The sequence below is a fragment of the Sporosarcina sp. Y838 genome, assembly GCF_056786515.1.
In genome coordinates, this window is sequence record NZ_JBXCJD010000011.1 from 33,805 (window position 1) to 56,093 (window position 22,289).

Genomic DNA, 22,289 nt, shown 5'->3' on the forward strand with positions numbered 1-22,289 from the left:
ATCCTGTCCATTATTACCCCCTCCCTCAGGTGATTTTTCAAGTTTACGTAATTACTCTAAACAGATGTCCAATCACTATTCATCTTAAGTTCATATGTTATAAATGTAAGCTAAGCTTAACAAAACAAGGAGAGAGGTGTTATAAATGGGAAATTATTCTTATAAAAGGAATTGCTCATGTGATAAATGCGAGAAGAAAAAAGACGTTGAGAAACATGAGAAACATGAGAAAGATGAGAAACATGAGAAAGTTGAGGATCGCTGTAATGGCTGCTTTTGTAATCAATTAAGATGCTTACAAATGGGGACTGCGGTTACCTTATATCTAAGTAGTGGAGCGGTGTTTATTGCAACTTTTAATAATCTAGACGAGAAGAGTTGCTGTGCATACTTTGTCACTGCTGGTCTTCCCCTTATTGTGGATTGCCAAAACATTGAAGCTATTACAATCCCTTAATTGCAGACTGAATTATAAGGGGGACCTCTTTCTTTATGAAAGTGGTCCTTCTTCAATTAATCAAATTTCTTATTGTGCAGTTTAGGTAGACAGAGTCATTTCGCGGATCCATTCTTCTATCCAATCAACTAAAACAACCTGCCTACAATTAGAAAAAACTTTGTCTTATCGGAAAATCGCGACCCATAAACCATTCTTACTATCAGTTTCCCCAACGCCTTCATTAATGTAAGTAACCTTGAAATCAAACCGGCAAAATCACTCAGTGATGCCATTATTTTTTGTAATTGTAGGAATATTTGACGGAGGTTTATAAATGCAGATAGGAAGTACTACTGACAATTCATAAAAGCGGCCATCAACTCATTTGAGTTGTTGGTCGCTTTTAAATCTGTTCTCTTCGCAATGCTTCCTGTATTGATTGTAGGTCCGACTCAGTAAGGTCAGGCCGCTCTATAAAAGGATCTTCAGGGCCTCAATATGTTCCGCGGGCATCGTCGACTTGGCTCATTTTTAGCACGTTAGGGGGAAAACAGTTTTATGGTTGCTTAACGCCACATACTTTTAAGTAGCCTGCGGTATTTATGCTTCCTTATCCGTCCAGCTTCTCTACTAAATACCAATAGGAGCTTATTATGTAGATGAGCTTTTGTTGTAAACGACCAACTATTTTCGAAACTGCTGAAATCAATTAGTTGATCCCAATATCTAACTGTCTATAGACTAGAATTAAGCTTATAGAAGTAGAACAAAAAAAGCCCCTTTTCAATGTTGAGGAAAGGGGTATAAAAAATTTTTCTATCCACTTTTAATTGGTTTTTATTGCTATGGTAGTGTGTTATTACTCGATAGTTATACCTGCGCTTGCAGTACCTGTAGCCACAGCAGCAAGGGTGCTTCCAGATAATGAATACACCATTAGTAAACGATCACCTACTGCGACCGGTACAGGTGGGAAAGTCGACGACGCTCCAAAAATTGTGGTGCCTACGACGAGACCACCTAGAGGTGGAGCTAGATTTACACTTGCACCAGTAGGGGTGAAGGTATTACTTCCTGCCGGAGCACGATAGATTTGGGCATTGACGGTTGCAGTTTCACCAACAGTAAGTGCAACTGTTGTAGTGAAAGATGCGGAAATAGCGGTTATGCTACCTGGACGCGGTACTGAAAAAGCTTCGTTTATCAGACCTGTCAAGTTTATCGTTAGACCAAGAGCGACTGGACTCGGAACGGCAGTGCCAAATCCAATGAACCAAGGAATACCGACCAATCCACCTGCTAGAGAAGTCAAAACAACAGGTGTTAGACCAGAAGCATACGGGATAATTGAACCACCCCTAGACGGGTTTTGGGGTATACAAGCCGCGTCAATTGCTGTGAATGGTCCAAAATTGCACCGGACCTCTCCTGTATTGAACCCGTGGCAACCAGAACTACCGTGATTAGATCCACCACATCCACTACAGCCATACTTTCGAGAATTATTATAAGACATGTTAACACCTCCTTTCTCTGCTATTCTATTCATGGAATAGCAGGGCGGACGGGCAATCAGCTTGTTTCTATCAGTTTTTATTTATTGCAACGTAATGCGGCTTCCTTAAAACATCATTCTAACTTCCAAAATGATGCAGTATGGACAGTTGAATTTCACTAGATTGTTTAAGTTCAAAAAACAGCCGCCTGACATTAAGTCAAGGCGGCTGTTTTTAATAGGTTACGCAATTCGTTGGTTCAAGAAGTTTCATATGAAAGGGAATTATTGCTTCTTGCGAAAGAAATCGAAAAATCGTGACGTCTCTTTATTTTTATGTTGTTGTCGTTTCATTTCATTAGGAATTTCAAAGGGCTCTTTTTCCACTTGGTTTGAAGATATATTACCCACTTCATCAGGAATCTCGATTGGCGCTTTGTTCTCATCGATTGAAGCTACATTATCCACTTCATCGGGAATCTCGATTGGCGCTTCTATCTCTTCAATTGTAGCTACATTATCCACTTCATCGGGAATCTCGATTGGCGCTTTTACCTCTTCGATTGTAGCTACATTATCCACTTCATCGGGAATCTCGATTGGCGCTTTTAACTCTTCGAATGAAGCTATATTATCCACTTCATCGGGAATCTCGAATGGCGCTTTTATCTCTTCGGTTGAGGCTACATTATTCATTTCATCGGAAGTCTCATTTGGCGCTACTTCATGAAAATTATTGATGTCCTCGTAATTTTGTTCAGGATAGCCATCGGTTAAAATGAATGATTTGTTTTTATTTGTTATTACCGGGTACGATTTCCCCACTGACTTATTGATTGATTGTGTAGCACTGTTTTTATAATGGCCAAAGTGTGTCTGATTAGGAGAAATGCTGTTTGACGGAAATCTTTGTTTTCTAAAATGCTGCCGCTCTTCTGGATGAGTTTTTGGAATTGCAATGCTTTCTGAAGTTGTCGAGCTGGTTGGTAAATCTTCATTTTTTTTTGCTTCAATCGCAAATGTTCGGAGTTGTTTATATGTTGGTGGGAGGTTCGATTTTCGAATAGAAGGAACATGTGGTTGGTCCGTGGTATTAGTAACTTCTACTTTTATAAGATTCATTTCAATCTCCTTGTTTTCATTTGTAGAGTTCAAGGGATGTTGTGAATTATCCAGAGTATCTATTTCTTCTAAAAGGTTATTACGATCATCTTTATTTAATTTATTTATGATTAATGAAATATCTTGATTCAACTCCTTGACAGTTTGGTTAAGTGAGTCGATCTGAACCGAAAAGTTTTTAACTTTTTGCTCATACTCCTCAATCTCCATACTCTGTTTATCTTTCATTACTTCTTCTAAATTAGCAATTTGCGTTTTAAAACCGATTAATTCATTTTTCATGAATAGATTATCGCCTATTGAATTTCCTGTTTTCAATGTAGTTAATGTTTCCCTATAGTTTGCGACTTTCTGTTTCAGTTTTTCAATGTCATGAGCGGAGTACAACTTAGAATCTCCCATCTCTTTTCACTCCTTTGCTGTACATTACTATACTATTAATGGTGTTTTCATTGCGTGACAATTCTCCTGGGTTGTACATTTTCGCAAATACTTTCATAAGCCAAATTTTGCCCATACACTAGCTTAATTACATCATATGATACGAACGAGAGATAAAAAAAACTTGGAGGTGTCTGCAAAGATGCAAGAGAAAAAGTTGTGCGAGGGTCAAGAATTAATTTGTATAAATGTCGACAAGGTGTACGACTGGATTGTTAAAGAAATGTCGTTTGACGTTACACCAATAGGAGCAATTACATTTACTCCTACGGTACCAGCGGGTACATCGCTTGCAGGTGCGATCGTTACATGTAATGTGACACCTGATCCAACCACTCCGGTCGTGATCTTAGGACGGGAGAATCGCGTATTTTGCATTGATGGAGAGAATGTTGTTCTTCAGCAGCTTAATATCCGTAAGAACTTTGTGGTTAGACTTATCGTGACTTTACCAAACGGTTTGGTGTTCACTAGTACACTTCCAACAGCAGGTGTAAATCCAACTCTGTTGATTTCCCGCTGTGAACAACTCACTTTATGTGCACCTGAAGGAACAGATGTTTCAATTACATTCACGGATATAGACTGTTTCATTTGTTCTCCCGGAACTCTCGCTCTTACAACTGGTGGTACTATCACATTCACGGGTCTAACACTCGCAGTAAGTACTTGCCAAAGCATCCAATCGACATTCCCGGTAACTGTCGAGTTTTTGGCTGATTTCTGTGAACCAAGGGAAGATTTACCGACTGCTTGCCCAGCGCCACTTCGTCCGAAACAATGCCACGCTATTTTCCCAGACGACGGCCACGGTCACAGTAATGGTTGTCACTAATAGAGATTAATGGTGATAATGAGTAATCATCTAACATATCTTAAAGAGAGGAATTCCTCTCTTTATTTTTTTTGAGAAAAGGGGTAGGGAATGATGACAAGCGATAGGAATGAAGTGAAAACGAAGATTGCGGAACTTCAACATCAAAAAAAGTCATATTTACATGAAATTAAAAAGTTGGTAGCTGAGCTCAATGATCCTGCCAGAGTGACAATAATAAGCTATTTTACTCATTCACTTAACATCTCTCACAATCCTGACCAGGAGAGCTTATGTCTTGGTTCTTACCATATACATAACACGGGGAATCAGGCAATTACAAATCCCACTGTGTGCATAAAAGTTTCTAAAGAGTCTCCCTTCTCCTTTTCCGGGAGGTACGTTTATGACAATTTTAAGAAGTCATTGAAGGTTGCAGATGGATGGGAGCGTACTAATGAAAAAACGGATAAAGAGGAATTTTGGCTTAAACCTTTAGGGAGAGTATCCATCGAACCTAATGAGACCCTTTCATTTTCAAACTTCCAGATTACATGGTCTCCTGAAGAGTCTTATGCAGGCAGTATCACTGCATTTATGTATAGTGATCAATTTAAAGATGGAATTGCTGTCATTAACCCGATCAATCTCAATGGAACCGTCAGCATAGAGGGGGCTGGAAATGAGTGAAATAGATGAAAATGAATTAGTAATGAAGCATGCAATCCGCCAATTTATGAAAAACCAACTTACCGAAATGAAAGAAGATAAACAGGAAAATGATAATAGCTTTGTCTTTTTAGAAAAGAGTACATTGAATAGGGTGCTTACCTATTTGTTTATGAACGGAGAGCGTCGAAATAATGGAGAAGTGAATGAAGAATCTCAAGTGAGGATTTTAGAGGAACTTGAACAGTTCATTGCGGACAACAAAGAAGATTTTGAGGAAATCATCACATTACTTAAAGAAAGAATCTAATTTCATCTGATACAGCCTTTTGCCTCGATAATAGCTGCGATGGGAGGGAATGATGTGAATGGTGAAAATATCAAAAATAATGATCCTCTGCAACTTCAACAAATGATCATCTTTTTAAAGGCAGAATTAGCTAAACAAAAATCGGAAGTTAAAAAATATCAAGACAGCTATCACTATTCAGTAGTAGAAAACCTTGAGCAAGAAAATCTGCAATTAACGAACGAAAAAAAGGAACTAGCTGAGGAGTTAGTGAAGTTAAATCAAGAATTTGAAAAGCGGCTTAATATTTATAAAGGACCAGTCCAATTGCAAGGATTGCAAGGGAAAAGATACATTACTTCTATTGATACCTTTCAGAAAACAAACACAGATCTACTACCAATTAGCAAACAGTTAAACGAAGTGATTAATAAATTGAAAGACGGAGTTAATACCGATCAACATAGATACAAAAAACATGATAAGCAAGTTTCTTCTATTCATAAAAAACTCACGAATAATAAAACGACTATAGAACAACTCGAAAATAAGCTTGTAGATCTTATTCAAGAAATAAATAAGCAAGTACATATCCAAATGGGGAAAATAGATAGTACCAACGAAGTGCGTGCTCAGTACGAGAAAGAAAGACAACGCTTAATAGAAGAAGTAAAAGAAAAAAACAGTATTATAGGGAAACTCCAATATGAAATATCAAATTTAAAACAACAAAATGACAAGCTTAGTGAGGCCATTGCAATAGAAGAAAAAAATCTAACTAATAAAACGACGATAGACCAGCTCGAAAATAAGCTTGTAGAACTCATTCAAGAAGAAAATAAACAAGTACACTCCCAATTGGAGAAGTTAGACATAGCCAACAAAGAGCGTAGCCAATCCGAGAAAGTGAGACAACGATTACTACTAGAAATAGAAGAAAAAAATAATGCAATAGGAGAGCTTCAACATGAAATATCAAATTTAAAACAACAAAATGACAAGCTTAGTGAGACCATTGCAATAGAAGAAAAAAATCTAACTATTAAAACGACAATAGACCAGCTCGAAAATAAGCTTGTAGAACTCATTCAAGAAGACAATAAACAAGTACACTCCCATCTGAAGAAGTTAGAGATAGCCAACAAAGTGCGTAGCCAATCGGAGAAAGAGAGACATCGTTTACTACTAGAAATAAAAGGAAAAAATAATACAATAGGAAAGCTTCACCATGAAATATCAAATTTAAAAAGACAAAATGACAAGCATAGTGAGGCTATTGCAGTAGTAGAAAAAAAACTGAACGAAAAGAACGAAAGTCGAGAAGATCCCGACTCGCTCTCTTTAATAAGTACGACCATTATCGATTCTGAAGAACTTATACAATTAGACCACCAAATAAAAGAGGTATTGACTAAATCGTTGGAGTTTGAAGAAGAATTAGATGCTAAGTTACTTGTTATTAATACTTTGGAACATAAATTAAATCAGCTTACTGTAGAAATTGAGGGAATTAAATTTTTTAGTATAGAGGGTCGGATTTCAAAAGAATCTTGATCATTTACAGACTCTTAAAGGCATCTCATTAGCTGACTAAACTATTGAGTGGCCTTTTTTGTATTTCATTTTTGCGGAATTTCCAAGTCATGTTTCTATAGCTCTGTTTCTCGAGAATTCCTATGATATTATTTCCATTTATGAGAAAAATAAAACAATATTTAAATATTTAGGGTATTTGACTATTCTAAATCCAAATAAAATGTTAATATTCAGAATAGGCGCATTCATTGAATAGGATAATCTGCCAAATTAAAACATTTTAATAGAGGAGGAAATGAGATGTTGAATATAACAGAGAAAAGCAAATTTTCCGGATATCCACAACAGCCCCATGGTGGGAGTTTGGTAGACAAAGTGGTAACTGGTCTAGCGTTAGAAGAGGATTTGGTCAAAGCAAAGCAGCTACCAACCATTATGGTGGATATGGAAGCTGTCATTACGCTTGAAATGATTGCGACGGGCGTCTTGTCTCCTAATGAGGGTTTTATGAAAGAAATTGACTATAATTCCGTTCTTACGAAAGGGCGGTTAGATAATGGGTTAATTTGGCCGGCACCTTTGAGTTTTGCTCCAACTGGTAATCGTAACAAAGAAGTGGTCCAATCACTTTCGATTGGGGATGAAGTAACACTTGCTGATGAAAACAAAGAGCCTGTGGCTATTCTCATAATAGAGGATATTTTTGAGTACGATAAAGAATATCGTGCTTCTCATCTCTTTGGCACGACAGACCGTGATCACCCAGGTGTAGATGCGATTTATAGGCGGATGGGTGACGTCGCGTTAGGGGGACCCATCAGATTATTGCGACGTGCTGATTGGGGACCATTTGAGAAACTTCGTTTGGAGCCAAAAGATACTTGGCATGATTTTTATGAAGTAAAGAAGTTTCGTTCGGCAGCAGGATTTATCACGGGTGCCAATCCTTTACACAGAGGCCATGAATATATTCATAAGAATGCTTTAGAAGAAATAGATGGCTTGCTTCTTCAACCATTAGTTGAAATGGCTAAACGAGAGTATACACGCCATGAGTTTCGTATGCTGTCTTATCGAAGTGTATTAGATACGTATTATCCAAAAGGTCGATCAATTCTAGCTCCCCTGAGAGTGACTTATATTTTTGCAGGACCACGGGAAACTGTGTTACATGCTTTAATTATGAAGAATTACGGTTGTACTCATGCACTAATTGGTCGGGATCATGCGGGAATAGGTGATTATTACGACAAGTATGCCAGCCACAGTATATTTGATGAGTTTGATCCGGCAGAGCTAGGGATAGATATTCGGCTTTACCACGAAGTCTTTTACTGCACACGTTGTGATAGTCCTGCGACTGGCCAATCTTGTCCACACGACGAAAGCTATCGGATAAACATTTCGGGCACAGGTATTCGAGAAATGCTCCGTCATGGAATTATGCCGCCAAAAGAAATTGTAAGACCTGAATCTGCCCGAATTGCCTTGCAGGGAATTCAGCCTAAAGGACTTGATGATAGTGAAAATGCCATATCACCCGTAGGAAAAACAATTAAAAGTATGTTCCCATTCTATTTAGAAAGAACGAGGCTTGGTGGACGTAAGCGCGTTACCCCTTTAACAGAGGGAGAATTGACCAACCTGGATTTAGAAGAGGTTAACCTGGATGTCCGTGCCAATGCGGATCGAATTTATCGAGAAGTTTACGAAGAGTATAGTAGTGTTGGCGACACGAATCGTAGTTTGCAATCAGAATGGGTAGCAGATGCTCGAGAAGCATTACACTTACAACAGCAAATGGTAATTCAGGATTTGGAAGAGAAAGTTGGACAAGCTCCAATTGCTGCTTCCGATGAATTCATGTACCAAGACAAGGAAGAGTCTAAACTAGAACTTGAAGTAGCTAAAAAGATTCTTGCAGACCTTCCAAAGGTACTTCGCTCAGATAATCTAAAATATCGTAATTGGAACCACTTACCCTATAATCGTTATCGTGGTAGCGATGATCCAAATGAATAATAGATAAAGGATTTGTAATACATCCGCCAAGATACAAAGTCTGTAGAATAATACAGTTTTTCTTAGAATTAATCTCATTCCCTCCTACTGGCTTTATTTAAATAAAGTTTATGAATATACGAAAGAACAGTACATTCATGACTTAACAAATAAAGCAAAACGTAAGCTTGGGAATAGGGTTAAACGTGCAAAAGAAAAAGGTGGGGACTATTATACGCCGCAACGACTCCATAAGATGCAAAATGCTTGGAATGCATCCACTTGATAACATTGAAACATATGGTTAAGCTGTATGCCTTAATAGGGCACGTACGGTTTGATAAAGGGGAAGCCATGAAAATGGCTTCCCTACTTTATTTACTTCCAAAACATCAAGAAGATTACGGCGATACAGTGTGAAATGTTCCACTTAAACGACGCAGTTTAGTTGAAGAAGAATTAGAATAGAAGGTTACCAGCAACTTGAAGCGAGAAAATTTCTGGCAGCATATATCCCCATTCATCTAATTTTGCGTTATTTCCCGATTTTTCTAACAAGGCTTTCATCGTTTCTAGACCAATGATGATTTCTGACATCTTTTCTTGGATATGTTGATACTCGCTAATTTTAATCGTTTCGATAAGAAGCTCAGCAATACCTAAGACGAACTCTGTTTTCACAATTTGTCTAGTCAATACTTGGTGCTTAGTAAAGGGATGGAAAGAGCTTTGAATTGGGAATTCTTCGGCTACCTCCGCATTGTTGTAATAAAATACCCTATGCCAAGGTACTAATACATTGTCAAAGACAACGATAGAATCCATTTCTTCAAACCGCGAGCTTAAAGGATGATTAAATGAAGATTGGCCTCCGATGAATTTATCCCTGCAAATAAACTTTAATCCTTTCGTGTTAGAAGGGATAGAAAAAGCAAAAGCTTCATCTTCATTAAATAAAAATTTACCAACGCTAAATACTAATACTTCATCTGTTAAACCACCTTGCGTAGCAAGAAGACGGGCACCTTTAATGATAATTCCTTCCTCATTTTTATCAATAACTTTTGCGGCGATTGGCTCATCGGTATTTTCAAAGTAGACATGAGAACGATTCACTTGTGGAGAAATAAATGTATGTGTAAACGACAGGTCATTTTCGAAGGCGTTTATTTAACCGCGTGAGTACTGAAGCTAAATGTGTTTGGGCATCTTCAAGGTTCGCAAATCCATAATAATTCGAGAGATTCAACATTCCATCTGTGACTATAAGTTCAGTAGCAATAAATGATTTCACCACTGTACGTATATTATCATAAGTGAAAATCGAAGAAACAAATCCGATGTGTTCGATAAGTTTTGTATGTACATCCTGAACGCAGATTAAGGTTTCTGATTCATAAAGGAACGCATAACGATAATTTCTATAGGCGAGAGTAAAAACAGCAAGTGAATAACTTTTCTGCTTCCCGTCTATTAATAATTTCAATTCTCCCCAGTCAAATTTTATTCCCCGGCCTGCGGAATAACGCTGGCGAATAAAGACTTCTTTTTGCCGGGATTCTTCGACATAACAAAGTTCCGCACCGTCGTATAGCCAATATCAAACCCTTCATCCAGTAATTTCTCAAGCATATCAACTATCTTCATTTGTTGTTTACTCATATTATTTTGGCGTGTCCATTCATTTTCCTAGAAGAAAAATTTAACATAGTCATAATTTCTGATGTTAATTTACGCTTGATTCCTTCTCTTTTTATATAAGTTGGCGTTGCCGTAATATCTTCCGGAACTGGAAGGTTACGTGTGTCGATGAATTTACTTTTTTCAAAAGCCCTAATATATTTTGCAGCAGTATCTCTTGAAATATTTAATTCTTTAGCAATTTGTCTTGGAATTTTTCTCACGTAGATATAGCTTAATAATAGTTTGCTTCATTCTCAAAGTGATCACTCCTGCTTTCCTCCTAACAATTCGTTAGGATTATTTTTTTACAGAAGTGGCACACTTTTAAGTCAACATATACACTTTTTTAGCACAAACAGATATGACTTCTATGGCATACTCTAAAGAAACTGGTAAAGGAGGTGATTGATTTGTCATGTGAAGGAAAAAAAAATAAAAAATGCCATAAAATTCACAGACTTCCCACACCACCGAAGCAAAATTGCAACTGTCCTCCGGGACCACCAGGACCACCAGGACCACCAGGAGGAGCATTAGCTTTTGCAGATTTTTTTGCGTTGATGCCACCTGATAATGCAGCAACAGTTGCTGTTGGTGGAGACGTGGATTTTCCGCAAAATGGACCTACTAGCGGAACGGATATTGTTCGGGTTACTATCGATTCATTTAGCTTGTCTGCAATTGGCACCTATCAGGTTTTGTTTCAGGTGAGTGTGACTGAACCGGGACAACTGATTTTAACTCTAAATGGTGCAGACCTACCCTATACGGTGGTTGGGCGAGCAACAGGCACTTCTCAGATAGTAGGAATGGCTCTTGTGCAAACAACAGTCAACAATTCAATACTTACTGTACGAAATCCTGCTGGTAATTCCACGGCGCTTACCATCACTCCTGTCGCTGGAGGAACAAGGCCCGTCTCAGCACACCTTGTTATCACGCGACTCCAATAGACCTGGAAAGTAGAATGATCTAGTCTGTTTTATTAAGTTTGAAAGTAGTGATAAAGAAAGCTCATCTCTTGTTTATAAAGGTTTGAGTGAATGATATAAAAGTTGCGACAATACTTCTTAATGCTAAGCAAATGGACCTTCTGTATATTGAAGGTCCATCTGCATTTTATTTTCCAGGCATCATTGTTTCAAAACTCATTACTATATTATTAAAAATCTCAAACAAAGTGATTTTTAGCGTATTAACCTTGAAGATATAACCTGCCTACAGGAGCAGTTCGTTAGGTGAAAGCCAGTCGAAAGCATCAGGATTCTCAATAATATTTACAATTGATATGCCAATATTATTATTATTATTATTATTATTATTATTATTATGTCGATTTTTAGAATGTCATTATTGAATCATGTACAAGTACCGAATGTCAATATTAATTTAAAAGGGGCTAGTTGACCGAACAACTGAGGGGAAATTTGCAGGTTTTGTAGTTTCGATAGTTTCAGAAAGATCAATCGGACCATATGAACTTAGTATAGATTTCCAAAGGCACTTAGTGCAGATAATCTGAAATATCGTAATTGGAATCACTTACCCTATAATCGTTATCGTGGTAGCGATGACCCAAATGAATAATAGTTAAAGGATTTGTAATACATCCGCCAAACGGGTTTCCAATTGGCGGATGTTTATGTTTGACCTTTAATTTACCGTATTGGGAATCAAGGCATGTTTACTCTACGGCAATCATAAAGTCTATAGAATTGTTACCAATTGCCAATTGAGAGGTCGGGGATTAATAGTTGGATGGGAATGAAATAGTTACTATTCACAATGGGTATTATTCAACCAAACACGCAGAGCTTTGATTTTGAATCTCCAGTTAAAAGAGAAGAACTAGCTGTTTGGTATATACGCGTCCTCAGACTTGAAATTATCCTTAGAGACTTTACAATAATCGTAAAACAATCCTGATTTTACGCAGAAAAAACAGACTGAATTCTATCCAGAACCAACTATACAGAAGTGAAAAACCAAAAATAATTAGGAGAATGGGCATATCAATTGAGGAAGTGACCGCCGGACCGAAAACAGGAAAGCCCAACCCGTATAATGGGATGCAAATACCTATAAATAACAGAGAACCATTTACTATTAAGATTGCCAAACGACGATGTAGAGCGAGAACCGTCCATCCAAGTCCCAATCCAAGTAGCCCTGTTGTAAAAGGGAAAATTACTAACTCACTTGGCTGAAGCAATAATAATGATAAAACTGTTAGTGCATATGCTAGTAATCCGGAACGGAGTGAAATCAGTGTAGCTAGAAAAATAGGGAGAGATGCGAAGGGGCTAAAGAAATAACCGATACCCGGTAAAAATCCCCCTGCCGACTGTAAAACTGTTGCAAGTGCCGCCAACAATGCAGTCAAAATCATTTTTTTTAGAGGCGACCATTTCATAAAAATTCCATGAACATCCTTTGCGAAGGATGGTATAGGTTTAATGAAATACACAATCTCTCTCCTTTGTTCTTAGTCCTATCCCAATAGTATATAAAGAGGCACACCTGTTGATGAACTAAGATAACTAGTAAGTAATTTAATCACACACAGAGCGCTGAGTGTATAGTATGTTTAGAAACATTTGAATTGAACGATCTCTCTAGTGCCCTTTAGTATACTAAGGCACTAAAGGGTGTGTACCTCTCATTTTTGTGGTGTGTGGTTTATAATGAATGATTCAAGAGCATTCGGCAGTATTCGTGCTCAAATTCAATTCTTGGATACAGTTGTTTTTAACTTTATTGAATTCTAAAAGATACAATCTGTTTCTGCTAACGTATAATTTAGAATCAAAAACAGACACTCTTTACTAAAAAGTGTCTCAGACTGTAGATAAAAGGGCTGGAAATCAAATTGATTTCCAGCCCTTTTGTCTTTTTAATGTTTTGTTTGCGAAAAATAGCCATACTCCATCACTATTTTTATTTCTATTACGCCCTAGCTGGCGAGCTTCTTAAGATCTTGGGTAGAGAAAGTTAGCATCGCCTGCATAGAAAAATTTTTAAGCCCTCTAAGGGTTGTCCACCGCATACCATGCTTCTCTTTGGCATCGGCAAAGACGCGTTCGACCGTCTCTTTGCGCTTCCCATATATTTCTTTGATTTCATTTCATAGTGGTGTCTCAAGTCCTCCACTACATCCAGATAGTCTTGCCAGATGTGTCGCTGAATCTTCCAAATACCGAATATAGGTCCTCAACCAATGGGTAAATGAAGGAGAACTCAATTGTCGCGTCTAATTTACGGACCAGATGGTCATGTGGAACTAGTTGCTCGATCGTCAGTATTTCCATCTGCTCCCGTTCATTGATTTGATTCATCATATCCATCACCTCATTTGATATTTAGGAAACACTGTTGATTGGAGCGGAAAGCGTCCGCTCGCAGCGGAAATCAACATTTCAGGCTATATTCCATTGTAAAAGAAAAAAGACTGTAGGCAAACACCATAATTTCTGGAGTTTGCCTACAGTCTGAGACACTCTTTAATAAAGAGTGTCTGTTTTTAGTGTGCCCGGCATGGGCTATAACTTGGTGGTGAAAGTCCACTACAGGCTTGGCAGTAGGAACTGTTAGCTCAAGGCAAGGGTGTCCACCGTGAGGTGGAATCTGAAGGAAGCCGGCGGCAAAATCCCGAACTGACGGACAGAAACTGTATATAAGGCTGAATTGGAATGGATGAGTTTGCTAAACATAACGAAGTCCAATACTGCTCAAGTTCCATACAGTAAATACAGCAGTTACATGGGAGGAAGGTTATAGCCCTTACCCGGGGAGGTCTCACGGACGAGTGAAAACTCGGTTGAAATAAGATTTATCGTGAGAAGTCAGCAGAAACCATAGTAGTTTCCTTACGGAAATGAAGGGTGGAACAATCTTAAATCTTGGAAAACAGGGAGGTGTAGACATCACCGCCGAAACGCAGAAAACATCGTGGTTAAAACCGATAGATGGCTGCCTATGGAGAGATAGGTTGGAAACCGAAAGGTACATAGGAGTGCGCAGGGATGTCGACATGGATATGAAAGAACAGGATGATATCAACTTAATTGATAAAGTTAATGCAGACGACAACCTTTGGAGGGCATATGCAAAAGTGAGAAGTAACAAAGGTGCCCCTGGTATTGATGGCATTACGGTCTATCAATTAAAAGGACACATGGAAAAATACTTCGAACCTCTTAAAAGGAAGTTGAAGGATGGTACTTACCAACCCCAACCAGTCAAACGAGTTGCCATACCGAAATCTGATGGGTCTAAAAGAAACTTGGGAATCCCGACAGTCCTGGATAGAGTAGTGCAACAAGCTATCCTACAGGTCATTGAACCAATCATTGACCCGGAATTCTCGGAGAACAGTTATGGTTTCCGAAAAGGTAGAAACGCTCATCAAGCCATAAAGTTGGCAGAGCAATACTACCAAGAAGGATACCGAGTTGTGGTGGATTGTGACCTAAAGAGTTATTTCGATACGATACATCATCAAAGAGTACATGCGTACTTGGAGGAGTTCATATCAGATAAGATTACTCTGAAACTGGTCTGGAAATTTCTTCGTTCAGGTATTCTGGATAAAGATATCTACATCGAAACAACAGAAGGGGCACCGCAAGGTGGACCACTATCTCCAATTCTTGCGAATGTTTACTTGAATAAGTTGGATAGAGAACTGGAAAAGAGGGAACATCGTTTTATCCGATACGCAGATGACTTTGTCATCTATGTCAAAAGAAAACGTGCAGGAGAACGAGTGATGGAAAGCGTCACCCAATTCATTGAAAAGGATTTACAACTCTCTATTAATCAGGAGAAGAGTAAAGTCTGTGGTGCAACCTTGTCAACGTTTCTTGGGTTCAATATCCAAAACCTCATGGGAAAGTTGGATGCCGACCAAGTAAGTCGGCGAAACAACGATTCAAAAACAAACTGAGGAAAGAAACCATTCGTAAAAGACCCGGTACATTCTCGGAAATCATCAAGAAGATTAATCAGATTACGGTTGGATGGATTAACTACTATGGGGTAAGCAGAATGAAGAGTTTCATCCTGGAAATCCAGCAATGGTTAAACCATCGACTTAGGCAAATCGTCTGGAAAAGGTGGAAGAGGGTCCGTACGAAATACGTAATGCTCCGTAAATATGGCATCGATCATGAGGCTGCCATAAAACAAGCAAATTCCCGAAAGGGATACTGGCGTACTTCTAGGACTAAAATCTTACATCGTGCAATAACAAAAGAAAATCTCATAAAATGGGGACTGAAAGATATGTCCCAAATTTATGAGCGAAGATACTTAAAAGGTTGAACCGCCGTATACCGAACGGTACGTACGGTGGTGTGAGAGGTCGGCTAATCAACTAATGATTAGCCTCCTACTCGATTATATTATCAGTTTCAGTAGCTACTGGCCTCATTATAACTTTTAACTTTTTCAATATGGTCGGCATGAAGTGTGCCCCATTCGTGCATAATTGCCAGAACTGGTTGTAAACTTTGACCATACTCTGAAATAGAGTATTCGACTTTCGGGGGAACTTGGGCATAGACGACTCTTTTTACAATATCCTCAACTTCCAATTCACGTAATTGTTTGGTTAACATTTTTTGTGTAATATCGGGCATCAACCGTTTCAACTCACTGAATCGCTGAGTGCCTTCGTTGAATAAATGCAATAAAATAATCGGTTTCCATTTACCTACCAAAATCCCTAAAGCTTCGTCGACTTTACATTGTTCAACTTTCATCTCTTAATAACCTCCATTAGTATACTTTTAGATACTATGATACATTTAAGTAAGTACTTCTCTTGTTGGTCTCTTTGGTTCATAATATCATATAAAGGACATAAAGGGAGGACTTTTAAATGAGCGTTTTATCTAGGGGAATCAGAAGCGTCAGAAATGTAGTTTATCAGGAAAATTCACCGACTCATAAAGTGGGATTAGTCATTGAACCGGGTAACTGGGAAGAAACGGATCCATTTTTGTTGATGGCTGAAGATTTTTTCGAACGAGGCACTTTTGGACCGCATCCGCATCGCGGTATTGAAACGGTCACCTATATCATCGATGGAAATCTTGAGCACCATGACAATAAGACAGGCGGCGGGGAATTGCACCCTGGAGATGTCCAGTGGATGACAGCGGGAAAAGGGATTATTCATTCAGAAGAACCGGCGATTGGAGAAATAGTGAATTGTCTGCAATTGTGGGTTAATCTCCCGAGTGATAAAAAAATGACGGAACCACGTTATCAGAACATGCGTGCAGAAGACATGCCTATCCGTCAACAAGACGGTGCAACGATTCGTGTATTTTCAGGTTCTTCGGCAGATGTAATAGCTGATACGAAAAATCATGTACCCGTTACGATGGTTGAGATAAAATTAGAGCCGGGTGCTACAATTATACAAGATCTTCCGGGCAGTTATAATGGATTCCTATATGTTATAGGTGGAAAAGGAACATTTGGTAACGAAGACACAGCGGGTGAAAAAGGGCAGGTTCTTTGGCTAGAACACGGATTAACGGCTGAGATATCTGAAGTAAAGATTCACGCGTTAGAGAAAATGCATATCATGATGTATGCGGGTCTTCCTGTTGGAGAAAATGTAGTCGCACGCGGTCCGTTTGTCATGAACACAGAAGAACAAGTGAGGCAGGCCTACCAAGATTACAAAGAGGGGAAATTTGAGTGAAAGGTTCTCAAATAGCGAATCCTAAAGAATGTAGGAAATCAAAAAGTTTGGTATACTCATAATAATGATATTAATAATAAGAAATTAGGAGTTGCTCATATGGGAAGTCATGTTGAACAAATAGCACGTTTTAAAGAAGCGATGGGGAATTATCCTACAGGCGTCACTGTTGTTACAGCACTGGATGAAAATCAGCAGCCAATGGGAATGACAGTTAATTCGTTCGCATCCGTTTCACTTGAACCTTTACTCATTTTATGGTCGATTGATAAAAGATCAAATTCGTATCAAGCTTTCTTAAATGCAGAACAGTTTGCCGTAAATATTTTGGGCGCTGATCAAAGTGATTTATGTACGTTGTTTTCCAGTAAAGTGGAAGACCGGTTCGGTCAATGCGATTGGAAAAAGTCAGATTTAAATCTCCCTGTCCTTACTAATACGTTGTCAGTTATGCAGTGTAAGATTTTTAAACAAGTTGACGCTGGGGATCATACGATATTAATAGGTGAAGTTCTCGCGATTCAAAACGAAAGCAAAGAGCCACTATTGTATCACCGCAGAAAGATAGGCGTAATACCCGAGGAATTTTATAACTGATAGATTAATAAAGCATTGGGCACTACTTGCATAGTTACTTGGATTGCTTGGATTGAACAGCTTCTATACCATTAACGAGATATATTGATAAGGAGGGATGCGACGAAGTCGCATCCCTCCTTATTCTTTTCGGTAACCGTATGGTAGTTGTTCATCCGTCGCTCTCCAAAGGCACTTGCCACTCGGTAAAAGTGTCGTGATTATTTCGCCGTCAGCGGGCCAGAAATAGTCCAGTGAAAATGGTCAATCAACATGCATTTTTCAGAGTCTCATAAAAACAGCAAGCCTTCCTCATAATATTCGAAGGAAGGCTTGCTGTTTAGCTGAACCATTTAAATATTTACAGTCGATCTCACCGTTTGCTCGCGTGCTACGAACAGTGCTTGCTCAAAATCTTCAATCAAGTCGTCCACATGTTCAAGGCCTACAGAAAAACGTAGTAGGCCATCCGTAATTCCACGCTTCTCCCGTTCTTCTTTCGGCATAGCAGCATGGGACATCGTAGCAGGATAAGAAAGGATTGATTCAACCCCGCCTAGACTCACAGCGAAAACAGGTATACGGACATTGTCAACAAATGCTTTTGCTGTAAATCTTTCTGGCAAACGGAATGACAGAACCGCTCCTGGACTAGTTGATTGTTTCGCATGGACTTCGTAACCTGGGTGACTTACCAACCCCGGATAAAATACCTCTTCCACTAAAGAGTGTTCATTCAAATATACGGCGATTTTTTGAGCCGATAAGGATGACTGAGTTAGACGAGCTCCAAGCGTTTTGATCCCTTGAATTAACGAATAGGAATCTTGAGCACCCAATATAGAGCCGAAAGAGTTCTGGATAAACGCCAATCGATTTCCAAGCTCCTCATCCTTAGTCACTGCCAAACCGGCAATAATATCGCTATGTCCAGATAGAAACTTCGTAGCGCTATGAACAACGATATCAACGCCGAGATCAAGGGGGCGTTGGTAAAGTGGCGACATGAATGTGTTGTCGAGGAACGTCAGACAGTCATTCGCTTTTGCAAGTTCGACAATGGCTGCAATATCTGTAATACCCAATCGAGGATTGGAAGGCGTTTCTACATATATTACTTTTGTATTCGGCCGGATTGCACTAGTCGTTTCTTCTAAATTAGCCAGATTAACAAATGTATGGTCGATACCGAACTTTGGTAGGACTTGGGTTACAAATCGGAATGTACCGCCATAGACATCTTCAGTAACAACGATATGGTCACCTGAAGAAAGGAGCATGAAAGCGGAGGAGATGGCAGCCATCCCAGAAGCAAATGCTAATCCGCGTTCACCGCCTTCCAATGAGGCTATTGTTTTTTCCAATGCATCTCTCGTTGGATTACCAGAACGGCTGTAATCATAGGGACCAAATTCGTCAAAGCTTTCTTGATGAAATGTTGAAGATAAGTAAATAGGTACATTCACTGCACCCGTTTTCCGTTCGGAATCTCCACGTGTCGATGCGTGTATAAGTGTCGTTTGTAATCGTTCATTATTGAGACTCATTGTTGAAGCACCTCGCTTTTTAATGTTGAAAACACTTGCTTTAAATCGGCAATCAAATCTTCTACCTCTTCCACTCCGACTGAGAAACGTAAAAGACTATCGTCAACGCCCCGTCGTATCCGTTCTTCACGTGGTATGTCCGCATGTGTCTGTGTTGCTGGGTAAGTAATAAAACTCTCCACGCCTCCGAGACTTTCAGCAAATGTAATAAGTTTTAAATTTGCTAAAAAAGGTCCAACCCATTCACTATTTTGCAAGCGGAATGAAAGCATACCGCCTTTCCCAGGATAGAGAACGTCCGCAACATGTGGTTCGCTCTTCAAGTAATTTGCGATTATCTTTGCATTTGCATCATGTTGCTTCATTCGTAAGTGCAGTGTTTTTAGTCCCCTAATGATTAACCATGAATCGGAAGGTGACAGAACTGCACCGATAGCATTATGATTGGTTGCCAATACATCACAGAGCTCCGCGCCTTTTGCAACTACAAGACCGGAAAGGACATCGTTATGTCCTCCGATGTATTTCGTTGCGCTGTGTATAACAATGTCTGCGCCTAGCTCAATCGGTCTTTGGAAATAAGGCGTTAAAAATGTGTTATCGACAATCAGTAATAAATTATGCTTTCGGGCGAGTTTCGCGTATTGACGTATATCAAACTCCTGCATAAGTGGATTTGTCGGTGTTTCGATAAATAGGGCTTTTGTCTTCGCAGTTATCAATTTCTCAGCTTCATGGACATCAGTAAAATCCGTATATGTTGTTCCGATTGAATAGACATCGGAATACTGCTTTAGTAGACGATAGGTACCCCCGTAAATATCTTCTGGAACAATCAATTCATCCCCGGGACGGAAAAGTGATAAAACAAGCTGAATCGCAGCCATCCCTGAACTACATGCAAAACCAGCGTCACCGCTCTCTAAATCTGCAATGCCTTCTTCCAAAATGGAACGGGTCGGATTTTTCGTCCGCGTGTAGTCATAGCCAGTTGACTGGCCTAAGCCTTCGTGTTTATAGGCGGTCGATAAATAGATTGGTGGGTTCACTGAACCAGTTTTCGGATCACTGTTATTACCAAGTTGTACTAGTATTGTTCCCAAACTTCGTCTTGTCATTGGATTCACTCTCTTCTTTTAGAATCAAAAAGAGGACCCTCTATAAGGAGAGGGTCCTCGAAATGTCGAAGTCAATCTCCTTATCTTCTAGGTAAATAGATACCTATTGGAATTAGCACCGTACCTATACAGGTTGGTTGCTGAGACGTCTTAGGGCCAATCCCTCTGTCTCTCGTGATAAGAATAAAATATGAAGTTGTTTGAATATACAATTTAGATAACTCTACCATGGCTTGAATAATAAAACAAGAACCAGATTCCTAATGCTTTTCCCGAAGCAGCTGCATTCGTTGATTGAACAAACTAGGATAAGATAGAAATCCGAGTAAGACACTGGTTACTGCTGCGGTCGTTAATAAGAGAAAGATGATCAGCAATTGAAACTGAACAGCTTGAATTGGGTCGGCTCCCGCGATGATTTGACCACTCATCATACCAGGCAGTTGAACCAATCCCATCGTTTTCTGACTCTCGATTGTCGGAATCATACTGGCTTTGATTGAATTGATCAGTTGTCTATGAATGGCTTGTTTTGGCGTTCCCCCAAGTGACAGGATAAGTTCCGTTTCGTCGCGATGCGTTTCAACCTCTGCCGTAAATCGGTTAAGGAAAAGGATTGACAATACCATCGAATTACCGATAATCATGCCGCTGATTGAAATGATATATTGCGCAGTTGCGGGTACAATCTGGAAGCCTAGTAAAATACTTTGGGTCAGCACTTCAACGAAAATCAAGGTGACTGCAATTTTCCATGTAATTCCCTTGATGGCTGTCCCTTTCTTTCTGGCATTTTGTGTCGCAGCTACAATCATCAATGTAACCATTAACACGATATACAAAATATTTTCTGAGTCGAAGACAAATTTAAGAATATATCCGACTGCGAGAAGCTGTATAATCGACCGGATTGTTGCAATGATCGTGTCCTTTTCTAATCCTAAACGGAGCGTCTTTGATAATACAAGGGGAATGATAACGAATATAAGGGTGATGGCTAATGTTAAATAAGTCATACGGAGGATACCCCTCCTTCTACAAACTGCTTCACTAATTTATTCGTCGATGATTTTAATAAGTTACTTTCACAGGTTTCGATGATTTGTCCTTCCATAACAACCCATGTGTAATCGCCAATTGATAAGGCTTGTTCCAGATTATGTGTAATCCAGATGATTGTTGTACCATATTTTCGATTGATTTTGGCGATTAATCCCTCGATTTCAGTTAACGACGATTGGTCTAAAGAAGATGTGATTTCATCGAGCAACAGGATTTCTGATTTATTGATCAATGTACGGGCAATTGATACTTTTTGACGCTGTCCGCCTGATAATTCATCGATTTTTCGGTGCAGAAATAGTTTGTCGAGGCCGACATCATCTAGAATTTCAACAGCATCTTGTTCTGGCAATTTTTTACCTTGAAGTTCTAGGGGCAGTGCTAAGTTGTGATAAATAGTACCCTTTATCATCGGTGCACTCTGAAGGGCAATCCCCACATGACGCCGTAGTTCAACAGGTTCATAGGCAGAAATGGATTTGTCATGAATATATATTTCCCCGGAAGTGGGGGATATCAATCCATTACACAATTTGAGCAACGTTGTTTTTCCCGCTCCCGAAGGACCGACGAGTGTCGTAATTTTACCTTTTGGAAAGGAGCCCGTCACGTTTTTTAAAATATGTATATCCCCAATGGAATAGTCAACGTTATTAAAATGTAATGCAGGTTCATATAAATTGGACATGTTAATCGCTCCTAGACTTTCTTATTAATAATAATTCTAATCTAAGGGTTGTATTCATGCAAGGAACATTGATTCAAGCTCTTATAATTCAATA

19 protein-coding genes, 4 pseudogenes and 1 riboswitch are annotated in these 22,289 nt (G+C 39.1%); of the genes and pseudogenes, 11 read left to right on the forward strand and 12 right to left on the reverse strand.

Going from position 1 to position 22,289, the window contains the following annotated elements; genetic code table 11:
- Positions 1-145: 145 nt before the first annotated feature.
- Positions 146-457 carry a hydrolase gene (locus AC1TO4_RS13700; RefSeq protein ID WP_482105798.1) on the forward strand — a complete coding sequence of 104 codons (312 nt, stop codon included), beginning with the start codon at positions 146-148 and terminating at the stop codon, positions 455-457.
- 841 nt (positions 458-1,298) lie between these two features.
- Here AC1TO4_RS13700 and AC1TO4_RS13705 read toward each other — a convergent pair.
- Positions 1,299-1,955, reverse strand: coding sequence for an exosporium glycoprotein BclB-related protein (locus AC1TO4_RS13705; RefSeq protein WP_482105799.1), 657 nt, complete (start codon positions 1,953-1,955; stop codon positions 1,299-1,301).
- 264 nt (positions 1,956-2,219) lie between these two features.
- On the reverse strand, positions 2,220-3,458 hold the full coding sequence (locus AC1TO4_RS13710) for a hypothetical protein (RefSeq protein ID WP_482105800.1): 1,239 nt from the start codon (positions 3,456-3,458) through the stop codon (positions 2,220-2,222).
- A gap of 181 nt (positions 3,459-3,639) precedes the next feature.
- On the opposite strand from AC1TO4_RS13710, the gene AC1TO4_RS13715 reads away from it, so the two are divergent.
- The 5 genes from AC1TO4_RS13715 to AC1TO4_RS13735 all read left to right on the forward strand — a co-directional run bounded on the left by AC1TO4_RS13715 (position 3,640) and on the right by AC1TO4_RS13735 (position 8,827).
- Complete coding sequence (locus AC1TO4_RS13715; protein WP_482105801.1) at positions 3,640-4,332, forward strand: BMQ_0737 family morphogenetic spore coat protein; 693 nt, start codon at positions 3,640-3,642, stop codon at positions 4,330-4,332.
- A 93-nt stretch (positions 4,333-4,425) separates the two neighbouring features.
- Entirely contained in the window at positions 4,426-5,001 is a 576-nt protein-coding gene (locus tag AC1TO4_RS13720; protein ID WP_482105802.1) for a hypothetical protein, read from the forward strand.
- A complete protein-coding gene (locus tag AC1TO4_RS13725; protein WP_482105803.1) occupies positions 4,994-5,290 on the forward strand; it encodes a hypothetical protein in 297 nt (98 codons plus the stop codon). Before AC1TO4_RS13720 ends, AC1TO4_RS13725 begins: the two co-directional genes overlap by 8 nt.
- Positions 5,291-5,344: 54 nt before the next feature.
- A complete protein-coding gene (locus AC1TO4_RS13730; RefSeq protein WP_482105804.1) occupies positions 5,345-6,823 on the forward strand; it encodes a hypothetical protein in 1,479 nt (492 codons plus the stop codon).
- Positions 6,824-7,105: 282 nt separating this feature from the next.
- Positions 7,106-8,827, forward strand: a complete 1,722-nt coding sequence (locus AC1TO4_RS13735; RefSeq protein ID WP_482105805.1) for a sulfate adenylyltransferase — start codon at positions 7,106-7,108, stop codon at positions 8,825-8,827.
- Between the two features lie 447 nt (positions 8,828-9,274).
- Here the strand turns inward: AC1TO4_RS13735 and AC1TO4_RS13740 are convergent.
- Together AC1TO4_RS13740 and AC1TO4_RS13745 are read right to left on the reverse strand one after the other, a co-directional pair.
- Positions 9,275-9,970, reverse strand: a pseudogene (locus tag AC1TO4_RS13740) (4-hydroxyphenylacetate 3-hydroxylase N-terminal domain-containing protein); the annotation flags it as partial.
- Positions 9,966-10,747, reverse strand: a pseudogene (locus tag AC1TO4_RS13745) (transposase); the annotation flags it as partial. The pseudogenes AC1TO4_RS13740 and AC1TO4_RS13745, both read right to left, overlap by 5 nt.
- Before the next feature lie 152 nt (positions 10,748-10,899).
- Between AC1TO4_RS13745 and AC1TO4_RS13750 the strand changes: the two are divergent.
- Complete coding sequence (locus tag AC1TO4_RS13750; RefSeq protein ID WP_482105806.1) at positions 10,900-11,442, forward strand: collagen-like protein; 543 nt, start codon at positions 10,900-10,902, stop codon at positions 11,440-11,442.
- A gap of 947 nt (positions 11,443-12,389) precedes the next feature.
- On the opposite strand, the gene AC1TO4_RS13755 is transcribed toward AC1TO4_RS13750, so the two are convergent.
- From AC1TO4_RS13755 to AC1TO4_RS13765, 3 genes and pseudogenes are all read right to left on the reverse strand, one after another.
- Entirely contained in the window at positions 12,390-12,956 is a 567-nt protein-coding gene (locus AC1TO4_RS13755; protein WP_482105807.1) for a hypothetical protein, read from the reverse strand.
- A gap of 486 nt (positions 12,957-13,442) precedes the next feature.
- Positions 13,443-13,675: pseudogene (locus AC1TO4_RS13760) on the reverse strand (transposase); the annotation flags it as partial.
- 11 nt (positions 13,676-13,686) lie between these two features.
- Positions 13,687-13,833, reverse strand: a pseudogene (locus tag AC1TO4_RS13765) (IS5/IS1182 family transposase); the annotation flags it as partial.
- Between the two features lie 530 nt (positions 13,834-14,363).
- Between AC1TO4_RS13765 and ltrA the strand changes: the two are divergent.
- Positions 14,364-15,434 carry a group II intron reverse transcriptase/maturase gene (gene ltrA / locus AC1TO4_RS13770; RefSeq protein WP_482105808.1) on the forward strand — a complete coding sequence of 357 codons (1,071 nt, stop codon included), beginning with the start codon at positions 14,364-14,366 and terminating at the stop codon, positions 15,432-15,434.
- Between the two features lie 11 nt (positions 15,435-15,445).
- A complete protein-coding gene (locus tag AC1TO4_RS13775) occupies positions 15,446-15,811 on the forward strand; it encodes a group II intron maturase-specific domain-containing protein (RefSeq protein WP_482105836.1) in 366 nt (121 codons plus the stop codon).
- Between the two features lie 89 nt (positions 15,812-15,900).
- On the opposite strand, the gene AC1TO4_RS13780 is transcribed toward AC1TO4_RS13775, so the two are convergent.
- Complete coding sequence (locus tag AC1TO4_RS13780) at positions 15,901-16,251, reverse strand: winged helix-turn-helix transcriptional regulator (protein ID WP_482105809.1); 351 nt, start codon at positions 16,249-16,251, stop codon at positions 15,901-15,903.
- A gap of 119 nt (positions 16,252-16,370) precedes the next feature.
- On the opposite strand from AC1TO4_RS13780, the gene AC1TO4_RS13785 reads away from it, so the two are divergent.
- Together AC1TO4_RS13785 and AC1TO4_RS13790 are read left to right on the forward strand one after the other, a co-directional pair.
- Positions 16,371-17,204: a pirin family protein gene (locus AC1TO4_RS13785; RefSeq protein WP_482105810.1), complete on the forward strand. Its 834-nt coding sequence runs from the start codon at positions 16,371-16,373 to the stop codon at positions 17,202-17,204.
- 99 nt (positions 17,205-17,303) lie between these two features.
- On the forward strand, positions 17,304-17,801 hold the full coding sequence (locus AC1TO4_RS13790; protein WP_482105811.1) for a flavin reductase family protein: 498 nt from the start codon (positions 17,304-17,306) through the stop codon (positions 17,799-17,801).
- Between the two features lie 332 nt (positions 17,802-18,133).
- Here the strand turns inward: AC1TO4_RS13790 and metC are convergent, their stop codons facing one another.
- The 4 genes from metC to AC1TO4_RS13810 all read right to left on the reverse strand — a co-directional run bounded on the left by metC (position 18,134) and on the right by AC1TO4_RS13810 (position 22,195).
- Positions 18,134-19,327, reverse strand: coding sequence for a cystathionine beta-lyase (metC, locus tag AC1TO4_RS13795; protein ID WP_482105812.1), 1,194 nt, complete (start codon positions 19,325-19,327; stop codon positions 18,134-18,136).
- Positions 19,324-20,445: a methionine biosynthesis PLP-dependent protein gene (locus AC1TO4_RS13800; protein ID WP_482105813.1), complete on the reverse strand. Its 1,122-nt coding sequence runs from the start codon at positions 20,443-20,445 to the stop codon at positions 19,324-19,326. The genes metC and AC1TO4_RS13800 overlap by 4 nt, the downstream gene beginning before the upstream one ends.
- Positions 20,446-20,522: 77 nt before the next feature.
- Positions 20,523-20,629, reverse strand: a riboswitch (SAM riboswitch).
- Between the two features lie 76 nt (positions 20,630-20,705).
- Complete coding sequence (locus AC1TO4_RS13805; RefSeq protein ID WP_482105814.1) at positions 20,706-21,461, reverse strand: ABC transporter permease; 756 nt, start codon at positions 21,459-21,461, stop codon at positions 20,706-20,708.
- On the reverse strand, positions 21,458-22,195 hold the full coding sequence (locus tag AC1TO4_RS13810; RefSeq protein WP_482105815.1) for an ABC transporter ATP-binding protein: 738 nt from the start codon (positions 22,193-22,195) through the stop codon (positions 21,458-21,460). Before AC1TO4_RS13810 ends, AC1TO4_RS13805 begins: the two co-directional genes overlap by 4 nt.
- Positions 22,196-22,289: the final 94 nt, after the last annotated feature.

What these genes read in the sequence shown, in the direction of transcription:
- AC1TO4_RS13725 (WP_482105803.1), top strand. Translation starts at nt 4,994, where the DNA reads ATGAGTGAAATAGATGAAAATGAATTAGTAATGAAGCATGCAATCCGC.
- AC1TO4_RS13710 (WP_482105800.1), bottom strand. Translation starts at nt 3,458, where the DNA reads ATGGGAGATTCTAAGTTGTACTCCGCTCATGACATTGAAAAACTGAAA.
- AC1TO4_RS13780 (WP_482105809.1), bottom strand. Translation starts at nt 16,251, where the DNA reads ATGAAAGTTGAACAATGTAAAGTCGACGAAGCTTTAGGGATTTTGGTA.
- AC1TO4_RS13735 (WP_482105805.1), top strand. Translation starts at nt 7,106, where the DNA reads ATGTTGAATATAACAGAGAAAAGCAAATTTTCCGGATATCCACAACAG.
- AC1TO4_RS13805 (WP_482105814.1), bottom strand. Translation starts at nt 21,461, where the DNA reads ATGACTTATTTAACATTAGCCATCACCCTTATATTCGTTATCATTCCC.
- AC1TO4_RS13720 (WP_482105802.1), top strand. Translation starts at nt 4,426, where the DNA reads ATGACAAGCGATAGGAATGAAGTGAAAACGAAGATTGCGGAACTTCAA.
- AC1TO4_RS13810 (WP_482105815.1), bottom strand. Translation starts at nt 22,195, where the DNA reads ATGTCCAATTTATATGAACCTGCATTACATTTTAATAACGTTGACTAT.
- AC1TO4_RS13800 (WP_482105813.1), bottom strand. Translation starts at nt 20,445, where the DNA reads ATGACAAGACGAAGTTTGGGAACAATACTAGTACAACTTGGTAATAAC.
- ltrA (WP_482105808.1), top strand. Translation starts at nt 14,364, where the DNA reads ATGAAGGGTGGAACAATCTTAAATCTTGGAAAACAGGGAGGTGTAGAC.
- AC1TO4_RS13700 (WP_482105798.1), top strand. Translation starts at nt 146, where the DNA reads ATGGGAAATTATTCTTATAAAAGGAATTGCTCATGTGATAAATGCGAG.
- AC1TO4_RS13705 (WP_482105799.1), bottom strand. Translation starts at nt 1,955, where the DNA reads ATGTCTTATAATAATTCTCGAAAGTATGGCTGTAGTGGATGTGGTGGA.
- AC1TO4_RS13715 (WP_482105801.1), top strand. Translation starts at nt 3,640, where the DNA reads ATGCAAGAGAAAAAGTTGTGCGAGGGTCAAGAATTAATTTGTATAAAT.
- metC (WP_482105812.1), bottom strand. Translation starts at nt 19,327, where the DNA reads ATGAGTCTCAATAATGAACGATTACAAACGACACTTATACACGCATCG.
- AC1TO4_RS13790 (WP_482105811.1), top strand. Translation starts at nt 17,304, where the DNA reads ATGGGAAGTCATGTTGAACAAATAGCACGTTTTAAAGAAGCGATGGGG.
- AC1TO4_RS13785 (WP_482105810.1), top strand. Translation starts at nt 16,371, where the DNA reads ATGAGCGTTTTATCTAGGGGAATCAGAAGCGTCAGAAATGTAGTTTAT.